Source organism: bacterium (genome assembly GCA_016716565.1).
Taxonomy (GTDB): Bacteria; Bacteroidota; Ignavibacteria; order Ignavibacteriales; family Ignavibacteriaceae; genus IGN2.
In genome coordinates this window covers 1,433,503-1,455,351 of record JADJWC010000001.1, presented here as the reverse complement: position 1 = coordinate 1,455,351, position 21,849 = coordinate 1,433,503, and the positions used below count along the sequence as shown (strand labels likewise).

The following is a 21,849-nucleotide window of genomic DNA, read 5'->3' as shown; positions in this document are numbered from 1 at the left end:
GCAAGAAATCTTGGGTATTTGAGGCTCCATTATCAGATCATCAGCAACCTTTATTTCGTTGCTCAGCAGAACCAAAACGTGAACCTGAGTAAGCAGCTGTCATCAGTCTTACTTCGCCATTGAACTGCGGAATATTAAGAGAAACTGTAACTGTTCCGTCACCATTTGTTTTTTTTATTCCACTCCAATATGAAAGAAGCTTGAATCTTTTTACAGAAATTGGATTTGTTCTTTTCTGTAATTGCTTCTCCATCATTTCTCCGCCACCAGTTGAAGAACCTATTTTTACAATTTCCGGAAGAAGCAGTTTATAGAGATCAAAGCTCTCGACCATCAACGGACGTTTTGCATACATAAACTTAAACGGATCCGGAGTTTCATAATTTGTTATCTGAAGTATTCCTTCATCAACAGCAGCAACAGTTACATAAATATCTTGTTGTGAATCTGTTTTAATTGTGATCTGCTGAGTAGTATTCGGCTTTATTTTTTGAGGAGCAGAAATGGAAACCGGAAGCTTGTTTTTATTTTTCACAACTTTCATCGATGCAAAACCATGTCCAACAAGGAATGGAGCAGTGTCATCTTTACTGTGCTTTTTGAAAAGAGTTGCAGTCACGTAAACATTCGGCATATGTTCATCACCAAGTGAAAGAGAAAGCTCAGCTGATTTACTTTCAACATCTACATACTGATATGAATAAACTCCTCCTCTTTCAAGAGTGATAAGCATTTTTCCGGAGAAAGGACAGGTGAATAAAATTTTTGCTTTCTCACCTGGCTCGTACTGCTCTTTATCAAAAACAATCTCAATTCTTCCTTCTTTATCAACTTCAAAAGAACCTGCTGTTGATGTTCCCCAGCTGTAAGCGTAGAAGGTTGTGCGTTCGTAATCGCCGTTGCCTTTCTTCGAAATCCTCAGTTCATACTTTCCGGATTTTGAGACGATAACGTTAAATTTAGTGGGACCGTTTATGGTTACATCTTTTTCCCATTCGGTAAATTCTTTTTCCTCGGATGCATAGTAGTAACGATTGCTGTAATCCTTCTTCAATACTGTCTGCCATTCGTATCGTACTAATTTTGCTGTTGCAGAAAAATTATTGATCTGTTTGTCATCTTTATCAACTGCAACAAGATTAAAGTTAATATTCTGATTCACGCCGTAGTAATATTCAGTTGATTTTATCCCAATGAAATATTCTTTCGGGTAAACATCAAAGCTAGCAGAACGTGTAATGGTTCTTCCCGTCAGATCGAAAACGCTCACATAAGCAGTTCCGTTTATTATTCCTTTGCTCTGTAATCCTTCCGGAATGCTGAATTCTATTTTTGCTTTACCTTCTGCATCAAGCTGACCTTCAAGAAAAGTATTCTGGATTTCGGAATTCGTTATTGAAGAATTTGAAAATGTATACCCGGCAAAATTTTTACTCGTAAATGATCTGTGAGTTAACTGGATATCTGCTTCGTATTTCATATCTGCTGCAGGTGCACCGAACAGAAATTCTGCGGAAACATCAAATGTTACTTTGTCACCGGGTTTTGTTTTGTCTTTATCGGATTTAACATTCACCCGGATTTTATCCGGCACAAATTCTTCGACACTGAATTTGTAAGAACCAACAATCTGTTTGCTTCCGGTATAAACATCTGCCGAGTAACTGCCTGTTTGTGCATATTCCGGCAGCGTGAATGAAAGCTCGAATGAACCCTGAGCGTTCAGATCGTTTTTAAACTCTTCAAAAACTTTTCCGGTTGGAGTAACAATTTTTGTAATGAGAGGAATATCTTTTACTATTTGAATTTTGTCATTCCTAACGATTGCGGAAAGATTAACTTCTTCACCGGGACGATAAATATTTCTCGGTCCGTAAATGAACACATTAAAATCAGAAGCATACTGAGTAAGTCCTCCAACATCAAACCGGGAAGTTTCAATTGTTGTTTCTCTCAAATCGATATAATTGAAGTCAGCATCTTTTTCAACAGTTACTAATCTCGGTGAAAAACCTTCCGTTTGTTTTTTAACATCTTTGAAAACTGCAACACCATCACCATCGGTCTTTGACATAAGAAGTGTCTGGTTATTAGTTGAAATGATACTTACTTCAGCACCGGCAACGGGCTCAGTACTGCTGATTGAGTTTACGAAAACGTAAATTTCATTTTCAGCTATTTTGGTGATTATACCGAGATCGGAAATCGCTACTACCTTTGAATCGCTTCTCCATCTTTCATCTTCCGAGCGGACTGATACTGTAAAGATTCCTTTATACTTTTGTCCCAGAGCTTTATTGAGATTGACAGTAAAACTTTTCAGCCAATTCTGTCCCTGTGGCAGTTTTAATTTTTCTTCATAAAGAATTTCACCGAAATCTCCGACATAATATTCAGGATTATAACCGTAATAATATTCATCGTAGTAATAATAATATCCGTACTGATTAAGGAAATGCAGGATGTTGTTTTTAAAAACTTGCGATACTTCAATCTGAACTTCATCTATGTTAACAGCATTAACTTTAATGTTTTCCTCTCCACCGAGCATCAGGTATTTACCTTTCTTATCTGCAAAGTTGATCGAGGGCTCAACATTCACCATCGAAACTTCCTGCTCGTAATCATATTCAAGTGTTCCTCCGTATAAACCGGGAAGACCTTTTTTAATTTTCAGTTCGACTGTTTCAACATTGCCAAGATCAGTTTCAATTCTGAATGTGTTTCCGCTTACAGAAAAATTCAGCTTCTTTTCCGGATCAGTTGTCACAAAATCTTTTAATCTTTTTTCATCAACTGCCTGGGTTGCAGCAACTTCAATCCAGCCGGTCGTTCCATCAAATCCTGCAGTTACATTTGTAATTGCAAGACGGGTAATCGGAGGAAGTTTAACTTCAAATGTTCTCGGTTCTTTCAATCCTTCTTTACCTAAAACCGAAACAAAATTTTCTTTTACTTTTACTGAGAATAATTGCTCTTTATCGGTCTGCTGCACTTCACCGAAATTAATTGCGATTACATCAGCACTTTGCTCTGAAACTATCTGAAAATTATTAACTTCAGCACCGGCTCGTTTAATCTCCAGAAAATTTTTTAGCGATTTTGGATCAACAGGATAGTTGAAATAAATATTTGCCTGCACACTCAGCTTGTAATTTTGGTAAGGAATATTCGTCCAGAAGAAATCAACTTTTGTTACATCAAAATAAGGTGTGTGAAAATGTATACTCCTCAAAATCAGGAGAGAAAGTTGTTTTGAACAAAACATTTTTGTTGATCGTTGCAGAATAACTTTGCATCGGTTCAAGCGGGGCATCGGGAGAAAACACAAGTGTGGTTGGTGATGCCCATTTAAATTTTCCGGGAATCTTTGGAGTGAACGTAACAAACTCCTCCTCAAGCCATTTATCCTGAACTTCAGCCGGTGCAAGATCTTCAGAAAATTCTATTACGAAGTTAGAAACTTTCTCAACTTCACCCGCTGGAGAAAAAGATTCAACTTCTACTGTGTTGCTCGGTCCACAACTAAATAGAAAAATGATTGAAATAAATATGGAAAGTGAGATTAGAAGTGAACGCATTTTGTCCTCCTGAAAAAGCAAATAATTGTTTGGTTAAAATTATTTATTTCAAAGGAAAGAAAGAATTGGACTTAAATAAAAAACCCTGCCTTGATCAGAAGGCAGGGTTAGATTATACCTGACATAAATAATACTCCTATTGACTAATCGGATCCCCAACTGGCAGAATCGTGTTATCCACTTTAACAAGTCGCATTGATTCAAATGATAAATACTGATCGCATAGTTCAAGCGTAAGTAAGAGATTTAATTTGCCACCGCAAGTATTATGAACTTCGAATTCTTTTTCTATATATCGTAAAAATTGAGATGATGAATTATTAGGAACAACTACTTCTGCTGCTTGCCTTACTATCCAGAGTGCATTATTACCTGGATAATCTCCCTTTAATTCTGCATTTACGAACAAGCTGACTTTAATACCAGTGTAGGGAGGAACAGTGTCTAAGTTTACATCATCAATCCTATACTGTACAACGCCACTAATTTGGAAATAGCTATTTAAGCGATGAATTGGATCTAGAAGAATTCCTTCAAGCTTAATTACACCGGTATAGAAGCTTAATGCATCCTTATCCAGAGTATTTTGCATTGGAGTAGAATGCTGCATTCCACTGTCATCAGTTATAGGATTTGTTAAGGAATTTTCATGGCATCCAAAAAAGAATGCAAAGAAAATAACAACTAGTGCGACTATTAGAGCTTTCATTTTAGTACTCCTTTAATTATTAATATTAATTAATTATAGTTTAGTGCTTTGGTTTTAATTCTTTTATCTGCCAAAGCAAGCCACATTGTATTTAACTCGACTCTGTAATTTGTAACTGTAAATCTTATTATTAAAACCATTCCATCTTGACGGCCTGATATTGTATAAGCTTTTTCCAAAAATGAAATTGAGCTTCCACTCAAAGGAACCAGCTCCTCCGAAATATTTGAAATAAACCCTACCACACTATCTTCTGGGGAGGATGAGCAGACTGTACACAGATATCTGAATTCCGCTTCAGTGGTTAAATATATTGAAGCATAAAACTGCTGTGCCGGGGAGCTTCGTTCGGTTCGAAATACTCGTAAATCATAATCGATTTGTCCTTTTACAATGTAGAAAGAGTTCATAACCGGATATGGATCTCTCAATGCTCCTTCCAGTCTTATAGTTTCGTGTAAGTATGTATCATCGGATTTATTGTCATACTTTTTTGCGTTTTCATTTGTAACAGGATTCGTGATTGAATTTTCATGGCAGCCGACAATAAATGTTAAAGAAATTATCATTAGTGAAACAATCAGATTTTTCATTTTAGTGCTCCTTTAATTAAATTTTTTATTTAATAATTATCTAATTCTGTAACTCCGATACTGGCTGATGGTAAAGCCAACCGCATTGTGCATAATTCAACTCCGCTATTAGAAATTATAAATGTCAATTTTAGCATCATTCCATCATCGCGTCCCTGGATGGTATAGGTTTTTTCAAGCAGTGATACACTGCTACCTGCAAGTGCAACCCTGTCATCAGATACCTCTGATAAAAATCCGGATAAGTCATCTTCCGGTGAAGGAGAACAGACTGTGCAGACATATTGAAGATCTGCACTGGCAACCAAATGGATGTTTACGATTTGCTTTGATAAAACAGGCATTGAATTAGTGAGAATACTCTGCATTTCAAATTCTATCTCACCGGAAATTCTGTAAAAAGAATTTACAATCGGGTATGGATCGTCAAGAACTCCGTCAAGTCTTATGATTCCCCGGAAAAAAGTGTCAGCCGTTCCTTTCTGCTCTTTATCAAAGCTGCTAACAGGTCCGGCTATATCGTTTTCCTGGCATCCAGCCAGGCTGATAACTGCCACCGCAAATAGCCAATAGGCAGAAAAAAACACCACAGTTTTAACAAAAGGAATAAATAACTTTTTCATCTTAGTGCTCCTTTAATTATTGTTAATAAATTATTTCTCTAACGAAACAAGATTTGCATCTGCAATACCGATTCCATTTGTCGTCACAAGGTATTTAACCAATAAAACGACATCATTTCGGTTAGTTATCCAGTAACTTTTTTCTAGAAGTACGATACCGTCTTCGCTTACATAAACTATGTCTTCAGTTCTGTCTTCTGCACGCCATTCAAGATGAACCATACCAAGCTTATCACAGAGAATTGTATTCATATACAATTTTACTGATACCATATGTATAGCCCTCGGGTGCATAGCTTCCCTGATTATCTCAAGAGTGAAGTCAACACAGCCGTTCAGGTTACAGACTCCATATCTTGGATCTTTGACTTCGCAGCAAATTTTTATTGAATTAGTTAAAGGCAGGTTGTCTTTCTGAATTTGTGAGGTTTCTGGTTGATTTATTAGATTTTCTTGACAACTGAAAAAGAATACTGGCAGGCAAGCAACCAATACTAAAATTAAAGATTTCATTTCGTCCTCCTGATTTTTTTGTTGAAAATGTTGTTAAATAATGACAACTCAAATAAAATAAATCAGGGAGGTCGGTAGTTATTGACTATGTTGCTAACGCTTGCACTAATTAAGAATTAGTTTGACTTTATGTTGCAGAGATATGAATCTATGTTGCATGTTTTGATTTTTCGCAGTTTTTAATGTAAAGTAAAGTTTACTCTAAGGAACTAAGCTGCTCTACTTATGGAATTCAAAAAATTAGGGCGAGAGTTAACTCGCCCGTTTATTACTGAGATACAATAATTATTCGTGGCGGTGCATCGGGCCAACTATTTGAAGTAACACAGTAAATAGAATATATATATTCAATTTCGTCAGTTGCTGTCTTCACCAAATAGATTTCGCTTACCGGATTCTTAGAATTAACCCGTGCTTTTAGATCTTCATCTTTGATTTGGAGAAAACTAATTGCATTTATAACATAAATAGCAAAGTCGCCATTTACACTTTTAAATTGGATCGAATCACCAGGAGATACATCCAGACGTAATTCATTTACAAAATTCTCTTTCTCCTTATCCAGTTCTATTATATATAAATGCCCTTGTGTATGAACTGGTTGAGCCAATACTGTACAACAAAAACTTGTTGATAAAAAAAACAAAAGAAATAATACACTTTTTTCTTTGTTTAGGTATTTCAAGAAACTTGACATAGGAACCTCCTATTTAAAGATTGATAAATTATTAATTAGTGAACCGTTTTATCTTTTAAGAACACAACCTCACCCTCTTTCCCTCTCCTTACTAAGGAGAGGGATTAAGGGAGAGGTTTTTTTATTTAAATAAAAGCATTTTCATTTCATACATTCCCGTGTAGGGAACGGACTACCGTCCGTTCCGCTTTTAGTTCGCATCAATATTCCGGATCGGTCAGCTTGTCAGCCTATGGTTGAGAGACAGATCCCAAAATTTTATTTAATTAAAATCATCTTACGTGTTTGTATAAAGTCACCTGCTCTTAATTGATAGAAATAAACACCACTTGGTAAAGAAACCGCATCAAACTCAACTTCATACCTGCTTGATGGTTTGTATTCATCAACAAGTGTCGCAATTTCATTCCCAAGGACATCATAAACTTTTAGCGTTACATCACTGCTTACAGGTAACTGATAACTGATTATTGTGCTTGGGTTGAAAGGATTCGGATAATTTTGTAAAAGCAAAAACTCTGTTGGCGATGATATTTCATCTTCAACTCCAACAATCACCAAAATCGAATCTTCCCAAAAAGGCCAATTATCGCAGCCAATATGAGCTTCAAAATTGAAGTATGCTGGGAATAAGGTATCAATCACGCTCACTATCAAAGCTCCAACTGAAGGTGTAGAAACATCAGGTGGTAGATTTTGTATCAACCAGGTTGATGGATTTATTGTGGTTACCCAAGCATCATTACTTATAAGCTTACCTGAAATATTGTGGAGACTGGAATCTCCTTTATTTGTTATATACGGTCTACAGAAGTATTTGCCAAAATTCTTTGTGTAAGTAACGCTATCCAACACTACGGGACCAGAAGTAGCAAAACGAGTTGCATTTGGTACTGTGAATCGCTCTGATGCCGTTTCATCGAATACAGTGAGGGCTATTTTGAATATTTCCTCAAAACTTGGTTTACTAATGCGTGCTATCCAATTTTCGCTGTCTGAGTTTAATGTTTGTTTTTCAAGATTGACAGAATCAATCAGAACACCTTCAATTGTTTTGAGATATGCACGTGCTGATAGCTGATGAGAATTCGGATTCTCAATAATTGTTGAAAAATGAATCGTGTCATCCGATGGAGAATAATAAGTTTTATCAGTTACATTATCATGCGGATAAACCAAATTATTTATCCACCAAAGTGCTTTTTCTACAACAGCATCTTTACCTACGGCAACATCATCACGATTATGCCAAACCGGGTAGTCAATTGGGAATTCTCTTCTTTGCAAATAATATCCGGGATTATTTGTATGAAATGCATCTCCAGTAGAGTGCCTCATATACCAAGTACTGGTACTAAAGTCGATATCCCAACCAGGAGTTCCCCAAGTTGGTTTCCCAAATGTTTTTACATTATACAAGTATTTTAATCTGTAAGCATTTCGATCACCTGTGCTTATACAAGTTGGACCTAATAATACTGCTATTGGTCTGTCATATTTTGTTTGTGATCCATTTACAAAACAAGTGCCTACATTGCCGTTCGGACACAACGTAAAGTCTGAAGGACTGCATCGCATAGCATATTCAAGAGTAGGGAAACTCTCATTCGCTAAAATGTTAAAAGCTCCTGACCAACTTGTTGTACCACCTTCATTCCATCGCATATCAATTATTAGCGCATCGGTATTCTGCAATGAAGCAACAGCTTGGTCAAAATTTGAATTGCCTGTACCAGTTTCTGATAGCACATAGATATAACCAATATTTGTGTTATTCAGGATTCCATAGCTTACATATTGACCATTGAAATAATTCGGGAATGGAATGTTTGGAATTTCTATTTGCTCATTATTTAACATCGAGGGGACGTTCAGATTCACTAAGGGTGCGACTGATAAATGTACCGTATCACCAGTTGAGTATTTCAGTATATCAATTGTATCAAATAAATGCCAATTCATTCCAGCACCTATGAATAAATGATCTGTATAAGTACCTTCATAAGCGCCCCACCAATCATAATTTGGAAGCTCGGCATTCATTAATTCAACAATCAAATCCTTCCAGGGAACTCCTTCATATCCAAGAATAATATCTCCGGGCACAAGATTGAGCGGATGATTATTGACAACACGTAAAATCATAACATTACTATCGGGTAGAATAGTTGTCACGGCTCCAAAATGTTCTACATTCCTAATATTACCACTAAACATAAAAAATGGGACACCAGGATTTAATGGGGTGCTATAAACACCAATATCATCACAATAAGTATGACCATCTCTTAGCTTAGAACATAAATAATTCATTATTGCTGAAAATCTTCCCCGACTTGTTGTCGAGTTTATTTTCGAATAATAATAGTTTCTTAATGTATCCCAATCCTCAATTGTCATTCCGAGAGAATTAAATCCATCAAAAGAATTGTGAAGACTATTGGCGAACATATTGAATATCTGCTGCTTCTGCGCAAGTGGTAAGCCGGGTCCCCATGTAGTATCAATTATGTATTGCCAATCTTCTTTCTGTTTATAAAATGATTTTTCCGGAAAAGATTTGAGATTGGGATTGTGAGATTTCATCATAAATTTTCTGGATTTATAATCTTGCTGATTGTTTGAATTGAAATCTTGCCCAAAACAAATCTGCGTTGTAAGTATAAAGAAAAACAGAGTTTGAATTAAAGTTTTCATAATGCCTCCATTACTTTATTAAAATCATTTTCTTAGTGTCAACAAAAGAACCAGCTTGTATTCTGTAAAAATAAACTCCGCTCGGCAATGATGCCGCGGAAAATTCAATCGAATAATTTCCTGCAACCTTTTCTTCGTTAACTAAAGTTGTTATCTCTTCACCCAGCAAATTGAAGAGCGTTAACTTTACTTTGCTTAATTCAGGTATTGAGTATTTTATTGTTGTGTTGGGATTGAATGGGTTCGGATAATTTTGATCAAGATTGAAAACCATTGGAGTATTCAATCCATCACCAACTCCTACTGAAGTTGAAACTTTCATATGAATCGGAACTATAACCGATGGTGTAAAAGGATCGTTACTTTTTACAATTACGGCAGCATAATAATCACCGGTATCAAGTTCCGTTGCATTAAACAGTAGTTCGATATCCATTGATGTGTGTGGTAAACAAACTCCTGAATCCGTACTCATAAGAAACCAACCAGGCTGCAAAAGCGGTGCAACGTCCGTCCATTGAACACCTCCGTTAAGTGTCCCATTGTTCGCATTTGCAGTTTTATCGTAAGTAATAGTACCGGTTCCTTCATCAAACTGCCAGTAAGCTACAAGTCCTGGTTCGATGTTATTAAGTTGCTTATACATAGAGTTTTGAATTTCGAGTTGGCTTCTTGCAACATTCCAAATTCTTACTTCATCAATGAATCCATTAAACCATTGTTGTATATTTACGACGCCGCCTATAGCTAGATTTAGATCATTTGACAGTATGGATGTTACATAATCTGGACTAGTATTATCCAGAATGCCGTCTATATATATGCGTAATTTCACCCCGTCAAAAGTGCCAGCAAAATGGTGCCATGTAAAATCATTGAGTCCTGTTGTTAAACTTGAAACATAACACCAATTGGAATTTAGATCTCTGAACTCTAGTGTCATTGGATTATTGATATACGAAAAAAGGTTGAGAGAATATCCAGATATTGGATGAATATATTTGCAAACAATTGCGGGGTTTGTATAAAATTGTTGATAATCAACCTTTGCCCACGCTTCAATTGTCAATTCAGTTGAAATATCAAGACTAGCATTATCTTGAACTTCAACAAGATCATCAACTCCATCAAACTGCAACGCATAATTAGTTGAACTAAAACCACCGATAATGTTGAAGTAAAGATTGCTCTCGCCTTGGTTACTAATAGTTAGTATTTTTGTTCTTGTGGAACCAGGTAACACACCGACTACCAATGAGTCAGGAGAAACAACAATTATCGGTGGCTCTACTCCCTGTCCGCTCAGGTCAACTACATAATTGTCGTACAATGGATCGTTATTAGTCAGTGTTAATGTACCGGGATAGTTCCCAGCTTGAGTTGGCAGAAACGATATTGTAAAGATTTCACTCCCTCCCGGATCAATACCTGCAAACGCGGGCGATACCGTATACTCGGTTGGTTGAATAGCTGAATTTATTATCAGTAAGTCCTGTGAGCCAATGTTTCTTACTTCAAGGTAAAATGTATCAGATACTCCAAGGAATACTTCACCGAAATTAATATTATCCGTATTTGTCCAAATTGCAGGTGCATCTGTAATAGATAAGTGTGCAGGAACAATCAGCTCAGGTGTAACGGGATCGTTACTGGATATTTTTATATTGGCATTATATTCACCACCAGTTAAACCTGCGGCATTAAATTTCATTGTTATGTCCATTGATGAACCTGCGGTAATCGTTCCATTATCAGGCTCAGCAGAAAGCCATCTGCAGCTGCCAGCCCAGAAAGCAGCATTGTGAAGAAGTAAAGGAATATCACCAGTCCAATAACCCGGTTCTGTTACATATATGTTTACTGCAACAACATTTTTTCCCTTGGTTGCCACGAATGGCCATCCAGTATCCCAGCTTGCTACTAACTCCGCACCATTAGCAACCGTTAAATCTACAAGTAAATCTCCATAAGCTGATGTTACACCCTGCATAATCGGATGAGTTGGATTAAATGTTCCAAGTGTTGCTCCTCCAACGGGACCATAACCAATGTTGAATGGAAAATACTCATCTTCCAATAGACGTCCCGTAATTTCCCATCCAGAAGCAAATGTTGCAACAGTTAGTATAAGTCCTCTTCCGGCATCTACATAATCAGCCAATATATTACCCAACTCGACGGGATCAGAATATGGAGTGTTGTCCATTGCTATTACTGTGTGATAAGGGAGTAATTGATTTATAGTTGGAGTTGAACCTGATGCATCGAAAATATCAACCTGCTGAATATCCGGAAAACTTAGTAACGCATCTTTTATTTCACTCGGCATACCGCCGCACGTGATTAATAGTATTTTTAATCCTCCCGCCAGCGATTTATCTTCATAAATTTTTTCATTTTTTTCGAGAAGAAATGTCTTTCCCGTAGATGAACTATTTCCACTATAACTCTTGTAGTCGGTTACCGGTATATTAGCTACTTCTAAAGGATCAGTTGAACTAACTATAGAATAATCGTCGGTTGAATTAAGAAGAAATAACTCAAAATTATCTCTGACATTTATCTCAAACGTCAGATCACTACTCCCATTGTTAAATATGGTAAGTGTTTGTTCACTTGTTTTACCTGATAACAAATCTTCGATTAAAGAGTCCGGTGTGACTGAAATTACTGGTGCTTGTGCAAAACAAATCTGCACAGCAATTAAAAAGAAAAACAAAGTTTGTAGAGAAGTTTTTCCCGCGTTGCGGGATTTCGTATAACTCAACATTTTATCCTCCTAGTTATGGATTGATAAATATTTATTTAGAGTACCATACCATTTTAATTCTCACATTAAATTTGTAGAGACAGGTCGCGACCTGTCTCTACGGTTAATTATTTTATTTCAACAATATCATTTTCTTCACTGCTGTATATTCACCCGCACGCAATTGATAGAAATAAACACCGCTTGGCAGTAATGTTGCGTTGAATTCAATAGAATAATTTCCCGCAATTTTTTCTTCATTCACTAAAGTCGTTACTTCTTCACCCAGCAAATTGAAGAGTGTTAACTTAACTTTGCTTAACATCGGTATTGAGTATTTTATCGTTGTACTGGGATTGAACGGGTTTGGATAATTTTGCTCAAGATTGAAAACCAGTGGATTATTTAATCCATCCTCAATTCCAACGGACGATGAAACTATCATATGAATTGGAACTACAACAGATGGTGTAAAAGGATCATTATTTTTTACAATTATTGAAGCGTGGTAATCTCTGGTATCAACTTCGGTTGCATCAAAGAGCAGTTCAATATCCATTGATGTGTGTGGAGAACAGATTCCAGAATCTGTACTCGTGAAAAACCAGCCAGGCATTAATGGTGCTGAGGAAGTAGTCCACTGCACACCACCGAAAAGTGAACCATTGTTGGCATTTACTGTTTTATCGGATGTAATATCACCTGTTCCTTCATTGAATTGCCAGTAACCAAGTAAACCTGTTTCACTTCCTGATAATTGCTGATACATATCTTCCTGAATATCACTTTGAGTTCTTGCAACATTGCAAATCCTGACATCATCAAGTAAACCTTTAAAGAAAGACCATGAAAAATCATAAGCGCCAATAAAAAATGATTGATCAGTATCCCGGTCCATAATAATCGTATTTGTATTCGCTTCTCCCTCTAATATTCCATCTCCATAAACTTTTAATGAACTAATATTAGCATCAAATACTACTGTGATGTGCTTCCAGATTTGTGGTTGAATAGGGTCAGAAAACACTTCTGCTTTAATAGTTTGACCTGTATTACCTGAAATACCTATACCGAGAATTCCAGATGGGTCGATGCATATAGCGTATTCATCATCTTCTATATATCCATTACCCCATTTTCCTAATACTTCTCGTTGAATATTTGGGTACGAGTCTATTTTTATCCAGAATTCAAGAGTAAAAAATGATCCGATGGCACTAAGTTCTGGATTATCGGGCACTTCGACATAATCATCCATACCATCGTACAACAGTGCATAATTAGTTGAGCTAAATCCACCGATGATATTAAAATTTAGATCCGTTTCTCCTTCATTACTGATTGTTAATATTTTTGTTTTAGTTGAACCGGGCAATACACCAACAACAATTGAATCAGGTTGAACAACTATTATCGCTGGTGGTGGAAGAATCTCAAATGCTTCTGCCTTGGAAATAATTCCATCAATTGAACATTCTACAATTACATCCCACAAACCGATTGCTGCTGTAGCCGGTATTTGAAATTGTGCACTCAATAATGTGTTGCTGTTTACATTAAAATTATCTGCTAAGATTGTTTCCTGATCCATTGAGAACCAAACTTGCTCTGTTCCTGTTCCTTCCTGAAAGTGTGTGTTCACTCCTTTGATCTGAACATTTACTGGATATGTTTGATATCCAAGATCTGGTGTAATAGAAGCAAGGAGTGTGTCTTGCGTTGCCTCAAGCAACGATGAAATAGTACCAATCGAAAGCTTACTTAAATTATGAAAGTAAGATAGATTGAATTTGTCTATTCGATCATCTATACTATGATAATATGGATTTAGATCACCACCATAATAAGCTTCAATAAGAAGTATAGCACCATATCCGTGATTCCAGAAAGAAGAGTGATCACTCTGCCAGGTGCCCGGATTATAGATTACAGGATTAAGTGACAATCCATACAAGTAATTAACTACAACCATCAGGTTCGCAAGATCGTTTGAGTTGCCTGTGTTCTGTGTGTGAATGTCGAGAAGGTTATCATTATTTCCATCCCAGGCTAACATATCCATATTCAATACTCCCTGTATATCATCCTGATTCGATGATGCCTGCGATGCATAATAATTGCTTCCGACTAAACCAATTTCCTCTTCATCCCAGAGTGCATAGATAAGCGTGTACTTGAAATCATATTTTGACAGAATCCTCGCAGCTTCTATTACTGCAGCAACACCAGTGGCATTATCATCAGCACAATAGACATCTACTGCATCATAGTGTGCACAGATGATATATTGTTGCTCAGGATATAGATAACCCTCTTGCATTGCATACACATTTCTTCCGGTGCTGCTATAAATTTGATCATATATTTCAAGGTTATATGATGCGAGCTTTTGAATAAGATAATCAGCAGCCAGATCACCTCCGCTGCTTCCACGATTCTGTATCAATACTTTTGTACTGCCTATCCATACTGAATCTTCTCCTGAAAGAATACGAACATAAGAGACGAGTGAATCAAGGTTTGTTTGATTTATGATGTCAGATACAATCGGATCATACATCATATTATTTTCAGGAATCACTCCGGGAGTGGAATGCCAGATTTGTGAGACGTCTACTTCTTCTAGAGGACGTGGATATTCATCTTGTCCAAGCAGTGTCGACGAACACAAAATAAGTAAGCACAAAAAAAGTAAAAACTTTTTCATAAATCCTCCTAGTTATGGATTGTTAAATATTTACCTCTCCCTTAGTCCCTCTCCTTGGTAAGCCTGCCTGCGGTAGGCAGGGAGAGGGAAACAGGGTGAGGTTATTTTTTATTTAAATAATAACATTTTCATTTCTCACATTTTATTTGTAAAGACACAAGATCGCGTGTCTCTACGATTATTCTATTTCAATAAAATTATTTTCTTTGTCTCAATTTTATTTTCAGCTTTAATTTGGAAAATATATCCTAACAAAAAAATGAGTATCATCAACAAAGTTATGTACACCATTAAATACAGTGAATTGTCCTTTTGTTTTTCACAATACATTTTTCCCTCCATTAGTATTAATTATTTCAGCAATAACATTTTCATTCTCACATTACCTTCGTAGGGGCACAAAATTTTGTGCCCCTACACTTTTGATTTATTATTTCAGCAATAACATTTTTCTTGTTTGGGTAAATTCTCCTGCTTTAAGTTGATAGAAGTAAATACCGCTCGAGAGATTCTGTGCATTCCACATCAGCTCGTATGTGCCAACAGATTTTTCTTCATCCAACAATGTTGCGATTTCATTTCCGAGTATATCAAATAATTTTATTACAACTTTTGACTGTTTTGGTATTGAGTATCTGAATGTTGTATTTGGATTAAACGGATTTGGATAATTTTGCTCAAGAGCAAATTCCGTTGGAAGTGTTTCCTCATTTTCAACACCAACTATTCCATCAAATTCATCTGCACCGATATCAGTTGAATCATTATCTCTGACATCTCCATCAATATCTGTTAATACTTCTGCAATTGGAGTTCCTCGTGATTCAAGATAAGTTGCAGTACCTTCATCAATATGTAAATCAGTTGGTGAAATAAAGTGCGGCATTTCAACATAGCTGTGAAGATCTTTCCCTGTTGCTTGCCAATCTGCAAGTGTGTGATAATCTGTGCTTCCGATTCTAACCAGACAATTGTTATTATTAGTATTATCATAGTAAAGATCGTTATAATCTGAAGTTAGGTTTGCAGAACCATAATCATAAATTGCTGACCCACAATATGGTGATTCATCTCTTGTATTTACAAAAATGTTGTTCTTTACATCTGCATTTGTAACATTGCTAAAAATATAAAGCGCAGCGGAACCAAGCTGGATTTCTCCAGTGCCAGATAAGTAAACCGAGTTATAATAGATCTTTGGATTATTCTGATATTGTACCTGTATGCCAGCTACTCTGCTGTTTGTCTGAGTTGATACACTATGAATATCATATATCATATTATTATATACATAGCTATTATTTCCCTGACCGCCGGCGATACCATATAATGCTATACCGGAGGTAGTAAAACCAGAAATTCCTCTAAGATTGCTAATAACATTGCTTCTGATAATATCATTAGAACCTACGACTGAGACTATTCCCGCCGTTAATTGGTCTGCTCCGCTGATTGTCACTTTCAAATTTTGAATTATATTATTTTCAATAATCGAATTTTCACTATGAGTAACCTGAATGCCGTAAGTGATTAAGCTATCTGTCTCCGATCCTATTCTATTTCCCCTGATGACATTCCCCTTACATCTTGTAGTTGAAGTAGGAGAAACTACATAAAATCCCATACCACCTTTTCTTACAAAATTATTTTGAATTAAGTTACTGTCTGGTGCAAAAGCTCCTGATTGATTGTACCAAAATCCAGTACCACTTGCTCTTGCATAATCCTCAACAATGAAATTAATATTCTGGATTATATTATGATCTGAGTTGTTAATAAAATCAAGTGCATCACTGTAAGCATAACTTAAGTTTTGAAGGGCATGAATAGTTAAAGTAGTCGATCCGGTTACATCAACACCATCAAATGTTACGTAACCTGTATTAATCAAATAGAGCACGCCTTCATTATTTCCTTCAATTACAACATTTTTATTCTCAGCTGGTTTGATTGTAACTCTGCTGTTTGGTCCGGCTCCGGGGATTGGTCCATTTAGTTGAAAGCCATATTGAGTTGTCGGCGCTGTGTAAAGTTCATCAATCAGTTCAAGTGTAACATTGCCTGCAACTCCATCTGCTTCAAGTTTATTAAATGCATCCTGAATTGTTGCGAAGTTGCCACCACTACCAATTGAATAAGTTCCTGCTGGGAGAGGATCCGAAATTGCAAGACCAATTCTGCCAAGATAACCGGTTGCTGAACCACCACCATCGTAATAAAGCTTTAATTCGTTATGAGCAAAAACTGCCAACCTGTTTCAATCCAGCCGTTATCCCATTGCCCGCTTGTTCCCCGTTGAATAATAGGATTGTTCTGAAACTTAGTCCACGTTATTCCCATATCAGTCGAAGATGCACCACCAATTGCAGAGCCGCTTACACCGGGATTTGTTTCACCTGTGTAGTAAATGTAAAGAGTGTTATCTAGTTCAATAACATTTCCAAGATAATTGTTTTGATCCCACTCACCTGCACCACCTGGGAGTAAAACAGGATTGTGTGCGGTATCCTTTTGCCAGCTAATTCCATCTGTAGAAAATGCTCTGCCTGTGCGTGCTATTCCGTGAGATAACTCACCTGTATAAAACATCCAGTAACCTCCAGTCACTTTAATTACAGAAGGAAATTCAACTCTTGCAGATTCCCATCCTGTGCCGGGGCTTAAGACAGGATTGCCAGCATATGGCTCCCAGGTTAATCCTCCGTCAGTTGAAGTTGCATAACCGATATATGAAGGTGTGCGTGTTGAATTTGGGTGACCTGTGTACCACATTTTATAAACATTGCCTTCTTTGATTACACTGCATTCGCCGACAGAGACAGCATCCCATCCGCTTCCACTTGGTGTCATTACTGCTGATGGATGCTTAGTCCAGGTTATTCCATCTGTTGACCAGGCAAATCCAATTCCGTTATTGGGGTAGGTACCGTCAAAAGTTCCAAACCACATTTCATACCTGTTCAGGTCCGGGTTGAAAATAACACAAGGTGTAATAACGCTTTCATCCCACGAACCGGGTGAGCCGTGGATGCTAAGTGGATTGCTTGCATACTTTTCCCACTCATACTGGGCGAATAAAGAACCATTGCTCAATGTCAAAACAGCAATGAGCAACAACAATTTGAAAAAGTTCGATTTCATAGATCCTCCTATTTATGGTTGATAAATAATTAATTAGAGAACAATTCATTTTCAAAAAACACTTTTTTCAAATTCCCCTCCTCTCTGAGGAGGGGTGGTCGAAGACCGGGGTGGTGAAAATCTCCCACCTCCCCTTAGTCCCCTACTCAGGCAGGAGGGGATAAATTATTTTTTTGTTTAATCAATAACATTTTCATTTCTCACACTACATTTGTAGAGACACGCGATCGCTTGTCTCTACTGCAATAACTATTTTATTAATATCATTTTCTTCGTTTCAATATTATTTCAAGCTTTTATTTGAAAAATATATCCTAACAAAAAAATGAGTATCATTAATAAAGTTATGTATACCATTAAATACAGAGAGTTGTCCTTTTGTTTTTCACTATACATTTTTCCCTCCATTAGTATTAATTATTTCAGCAATAACATTTTCATTCTCACATTACCTTCGTAGGGGCACAAAATTTTGTGCCCCTACACTTTTGATTTATTATTTCAGCAATAACATTTTTCTTGTTTGGGTAAATTCTCCTGCTTTAAGTTGATAGAAGTAAATACCGCTCGAGAGATTCTGTGCATTCCACATCAGCTCGTATGTGCCAACAGATTTTTCTTCATCCATCAATGTTGCTATTTCATTTCCAAGTATGTCATATATTTTTATTACAACTTTTGATTGAGTTGGTATTGAGTATCTGAAAGTTGTACTTGGATTAAATGGATTGGGGTAGTTCTGCTCAAGCGCGAATTCTGTTGGAACAGATTCTTCATCTTCAACACCAACTATTCCATCAAATTCATCTGCACCGATATCTGGAGTAGATGCATGTCGTGTGTCTCCGTCAAAGTCGTTTTCAATTCCTGCGAGTGGAGTACCGCGTGATTCAAGGTATGTTGCTATTGTTTCATCAATATGTAAATCAGTCGAGGAAATAAAATGCGGCATTTCGACATAACTGTGAAGATCATTTCCTGTTGCCTGCCAATCTGATAAAATTAAGTATTCATTGTTGAATATGCTCACAAGGCAATTGTACTGATTACTATTATCGTAGTATAAGTCATTGTAATCTGAAGAAATATTTATTGCTGTTATATCATCTAAATGAATTGCAGATGCACCATAGGTATATTCATCTCTTGTATTGATGAAGATGTTGTTCCTTACATCTAGGTTTGTAACTGACCCGGCAGTGCTAAGATATAACGCTGCAGAGCCGAACTTATTTTCTCCAGTCCCAGACAGATATACTGAGTTATAATAGACTTTAGTATTGTGTTGATTCCACATCTGTATTCCTGCAACTCTACTATCCCATCCCATTGATGAACTATTTATATCAAAAATCATATTATTGTAAATTAAATTATCATATCCCTCATGACCACCTCCTCCTGATAATAATATACCGGTACTACCACCCGTATAATCTGTGTTAATATTGTGAATAATGTTATTCCTAATTATGCATCCGGAACCCCAATAGGAATTAATTCCAAATGCGAAATCAAAAGCGAAACTGGAACCTCTTATATTTTGAATAATATTATTTTCAATAGTAGTGTTGTGATTTTTTTCAATTTGAATGCCCCAATTGATTAAACTATCAGTTTCTGATCCAATAATATTTCCGCTGATAATATTTCCTGTAGCTCGGGCAGAGGAACTATAAGAAGAAACATATATCCCTATTCCTGCTTTTTTTATGAAATTATTAAAGATATAATTGCTATCTGGGGTTACCGGTGTATTTGATTGAGTATAGACTCCAAGACCGACACTGGTTCTTAAAATATCCTCATCTACAAAAATGACATTTTGAATTACGTTGTGGTCTGAATTATCCATAAAGAGAAGACCGTTGTTCCACCCATATTGATAGTTTTCTAAAGCGTGAACGGTAAGTGTAGTAGAACCAGTGAGTGAAACACCATCAAATGTTAAACAGCTTGTGTTTATGAATGACAGAACCGCTAATCCATTTCCTTCAATAGTAACATTCTTGTTTGATGCTGGTTTTATTGTGACCCTGCTGTTCGGTCCGGCACCGGGGATTGGTCCGTTCAATTTTAAACCGAAAGAATCAGTTGGTGCTGTATAAAGTTCATCAATCAGTTCAAGAGTAACATTACCTGCAACTCCATCGGTTTCAAGTCTGTTAAATATTGTCTGAACCGAAGGAAAGAAACCATTTGTTCCAACCGAATAAGCACCTGCAGAAACAGCACCTGTTGGAATGAGACCGGCAAACTCATCAGCACCAATATCGGGCAGATAATCGTGTCTTAAATCACCATCAATATCAATATCTAATCCTGTTATCGGTGTGCCTCTTGATTCAAGGCAAGTTGCGACTGTACAATCTATGTGAAGTGCAGGAGAGCAGAAACAAGGCATCAGAGACATGCTGTGAAAATCCTTTCCAGTTGCCTGCCAATCTGCTAACGTGTAATAGTCAGTCCCTAAAATCCTCACAAGACAATTATACTGGTTGGTTTGATAATGCAGATCATTATTATCTGAAATGAAGGTCGTAATGGAACTCACAAGAAGACACATTGCTGATGCACAATATGGCGAGTCATCCCTAGTGTTAACGAAAATATTATTCTTTATATGGACATTTGTGGAAGTACCCCAAAGACCATAAATATAAAAAGCGGCCGATGGTTGCGAATGAGAATCCTCACCAGAGAGATATACAGAATTATAATAAATTTTAGGATTATCCTGCAGCCATAGTTGTATTCCTGCTACTCTACTATTACCATCCGTTGAAGCGCTATGTATATCATATACCATATTATTGTAAACCATATTATTACTTCCGCTCCCTCCAGATAACATAATACCAGTTGCGGTATAACCACTGCTTGATTTAACTCCATGTACAATATTATTTCTTATAATGTCTCCAAGACCCGAATAAGAATTTATTCCGACATTAATAACATTTGAAACATTTGTAGGAGTGTGTTTCAGATTTTGAATAATATTATTTTCAATAATTGTGTTTTGTGCGTGCTCTACTTGTATTCCCCAGCCAAGTAAACTATCAGTTTCAGAGCCAAGGAAGTTACCTCTTATAATATTTCCCATACCACGAAGAGTTGCATTATCAAAAGCAAGGTAAATTCCTCCCACACCACATTTTTTTATGAAATTGTTTTCGAAAAGATTACTATCTGCCACTGCATTAATACCCATCCGCGTGTACAATCCAGGTCCACCTCCACCTCTATCTATATCGTCACTGATAAATGTTATGTTACGGAAAATATTATGGTCTGAATTATCAATAAATTCGATGCCGGCATTCCAGCCAAATTGATTATTATAAAGTGCATGCACTGTTAAAGTACTCGGTCCTGTTAAACCGACACCATCGATAGTTACATAACTTGTATTAATTGCTGCTAATACATCCTGACCATTTCCTTCAATGACTACATTTTTATTCTCAGCAGGTTTTATTGTAACCCTGCTGGTTGGTCCTGCACCTGCGACTGGTCCATTTAGTACAAAACCAAATTGCGTTGCTGGCGCTGTGTATAGATTATCCGTTAGTTCAAGAATCACTTCTCCGGCTATACCATCAGTGCTTAGTTTGTCAAACGCAGCTTGAATTGTAGCAAAGTAACCGCCTGTACCAACAGAGTAAGTTCCAGCAGGAAGCGGATCGAGAACAGGATTCTGAATTTTTTCAGGAATTGAAACCACATAATCTTTTTTTATTGATCTAAATTCCTGAGCGACTACAGTGTAAGTGAAAAACACTGTGAAAAGAAAAACGAAAAGTAAAAGTAACTGTTTCATATAACCTCCGAGTTAT

The 21,849-nt window shown here is 36.7% G+C and carries 13 protein-coding genes; all 13 read right to left on the bottom strand.

Annotation, left to right across the window (positions count from 1 at the left end):
* Positions 1-40: 40 nt before the first annotated feature.
* Positions 41-3,268 (bottom strand): hypothetical protein, encoded by a 3,228-nt coding sequence (locus tag IPM14_06330; protein ID MBK9097739.1) that lies wholly within the window; start codon positions 3,266-3,268, stop codon positions 41-43.
* Entirely contained in the window at positions 3,201-3,581 is a 381-nt protein-coding gene (locus IPM14_06325; GenBank protein MBK9097738.1) for an Ig-like domain-containing protein, read from the bottom strand. The genes IPM14_06330 and IPM14_06325 overlap by 68 nt, the downstream gene beginning before the upstream one ends.
* Positions 3,582-3,717: 136 nt before the next feature.
* Positions 3,718-4,290 (bottom strand): hypothetical protein, encoded by a 573-nt coding sequence (locus IPM14_06320; GenBank protein ID MBK9097737.1) that lies wholly within the window; start codon positions 4,288-4,290, stop codon positions 3,718-3,720.
* Between the two features lie 29 nt (positions 4,291-4,319).
* The gene (locus IPM14_06315; protein MBK9097736.1) at positions 4,320-4,883 is read right to left on the bottom strand and encodes a hypothetical protein; all 564 of its coding nucleotides are present in this window, start codon (positions 4,881-4,883) and stop codon (positions 4,320-4,322) included.
* A gap of 29 nt (positions 4,884-4,912) precedes the next feature.
* Positions 4,913-5,506, bottom strand: a complete 594-nt coding sequence (locus tag IPM14_06310; GenBank protein ID MBK9097735.1) for a hypothetical protein — start codon at positions 5,504-5,506, stop codon at positions 4,913-4,915.
* 30 nt (positions 5,507-5,536) lie between these two features.
* Complete coding sequence (locus IPM14_06305; GenBank protein ID MBK9097734.1) at positions 5,537-6,019, bottom strand: hypothetical protein; 483 nt, start codon at positions 6,017-6,019, stop codon at positions 5,537-5,539.
* A gap of 268 nt (positions 6,020-6,287) precedes the next feature.
* A complete protein-coding gene (locus IPM14_06300) occupies positions 6,288-6,716 on the bottom strand; it encodes a hypothetical protein (GenBank protein ID MBK9097733.1) in 429 nt (142 codons plus the stop codon).
* 258 nt (positions 6,717-6,974) lie between these two features.
* Positions 6,975-9,413, bottom strand: a complete 2,439-nt coding sequence (locus IPM14_06295) for a T9SS type A sorting domain-containing protein (GenBank protein ID MBK9097732.1) — start codon at positions 9,411-9,413, stop codon at positions 6,975-6,977.
* Positions 9,414-9,423: 10 nt separating this feature from the next.
* Complete coding sequence (locus IPM14_06290) at positions 9,424-12,183, bottom strand: choice-of-anchor D domain-containing protein (protein ID MBK9097731.1); 2,760 nt, start codon at positions 12,181-12,183, stop codon at positions 9,424-9,426.
* A gap of 112 nt (positions 12,184-12,295) precedes the next feature.
* On the bottom strand, positions 12,296-14,869 hold the full coding sequence (locus tag IPM14_06285) for a M28 family peptidase (protein ID MBK9097730.1): 2,574 nt from the start codon (positions 14,867-14,869) through the stop codon (positions 12,296-12,298).
* A 430-nt stretch (positions 14,870-15,299) separates the two neighbouring features.
* Positions 15,300-16,493 (bottom strand): T9SS type A sorting domain-containing protein, encoded by a 1,194-nt coding sequence (locus IPM14_06280; protein ID MBK9097729.1) that lies wholly within the window; start codon positions 16,491-16,493, stop codon positions 15,300-15,302.
* Positions 16,494-17,092: 599 nt separating this feature from the next.
* A complete protein-coding gene (locus IPM14_06275) occupies positions 17,093-18,010 on the bottom strand; it encodes a hypothetical protein (GenBank protein ID MBK9097728.1) in 918 nt (305 codons plus the stop codon).
* A gap of 496 nt (positions 18,011-18,506) precedes the next feature.
* Positions 18,507-21,833 (bottom strand): right-handed parallel beta-helix repeat-containing protein, encoded by a 3,327-nt coding sequence (locus IPM14_06270; protein MBK9097727.1) that lies wholly within the window; start codon positions 21,831-21,833, stop codon positions 18,507-18,509.
* Positions 21,834-21,849: the final 16 nt, after the last annotated feature.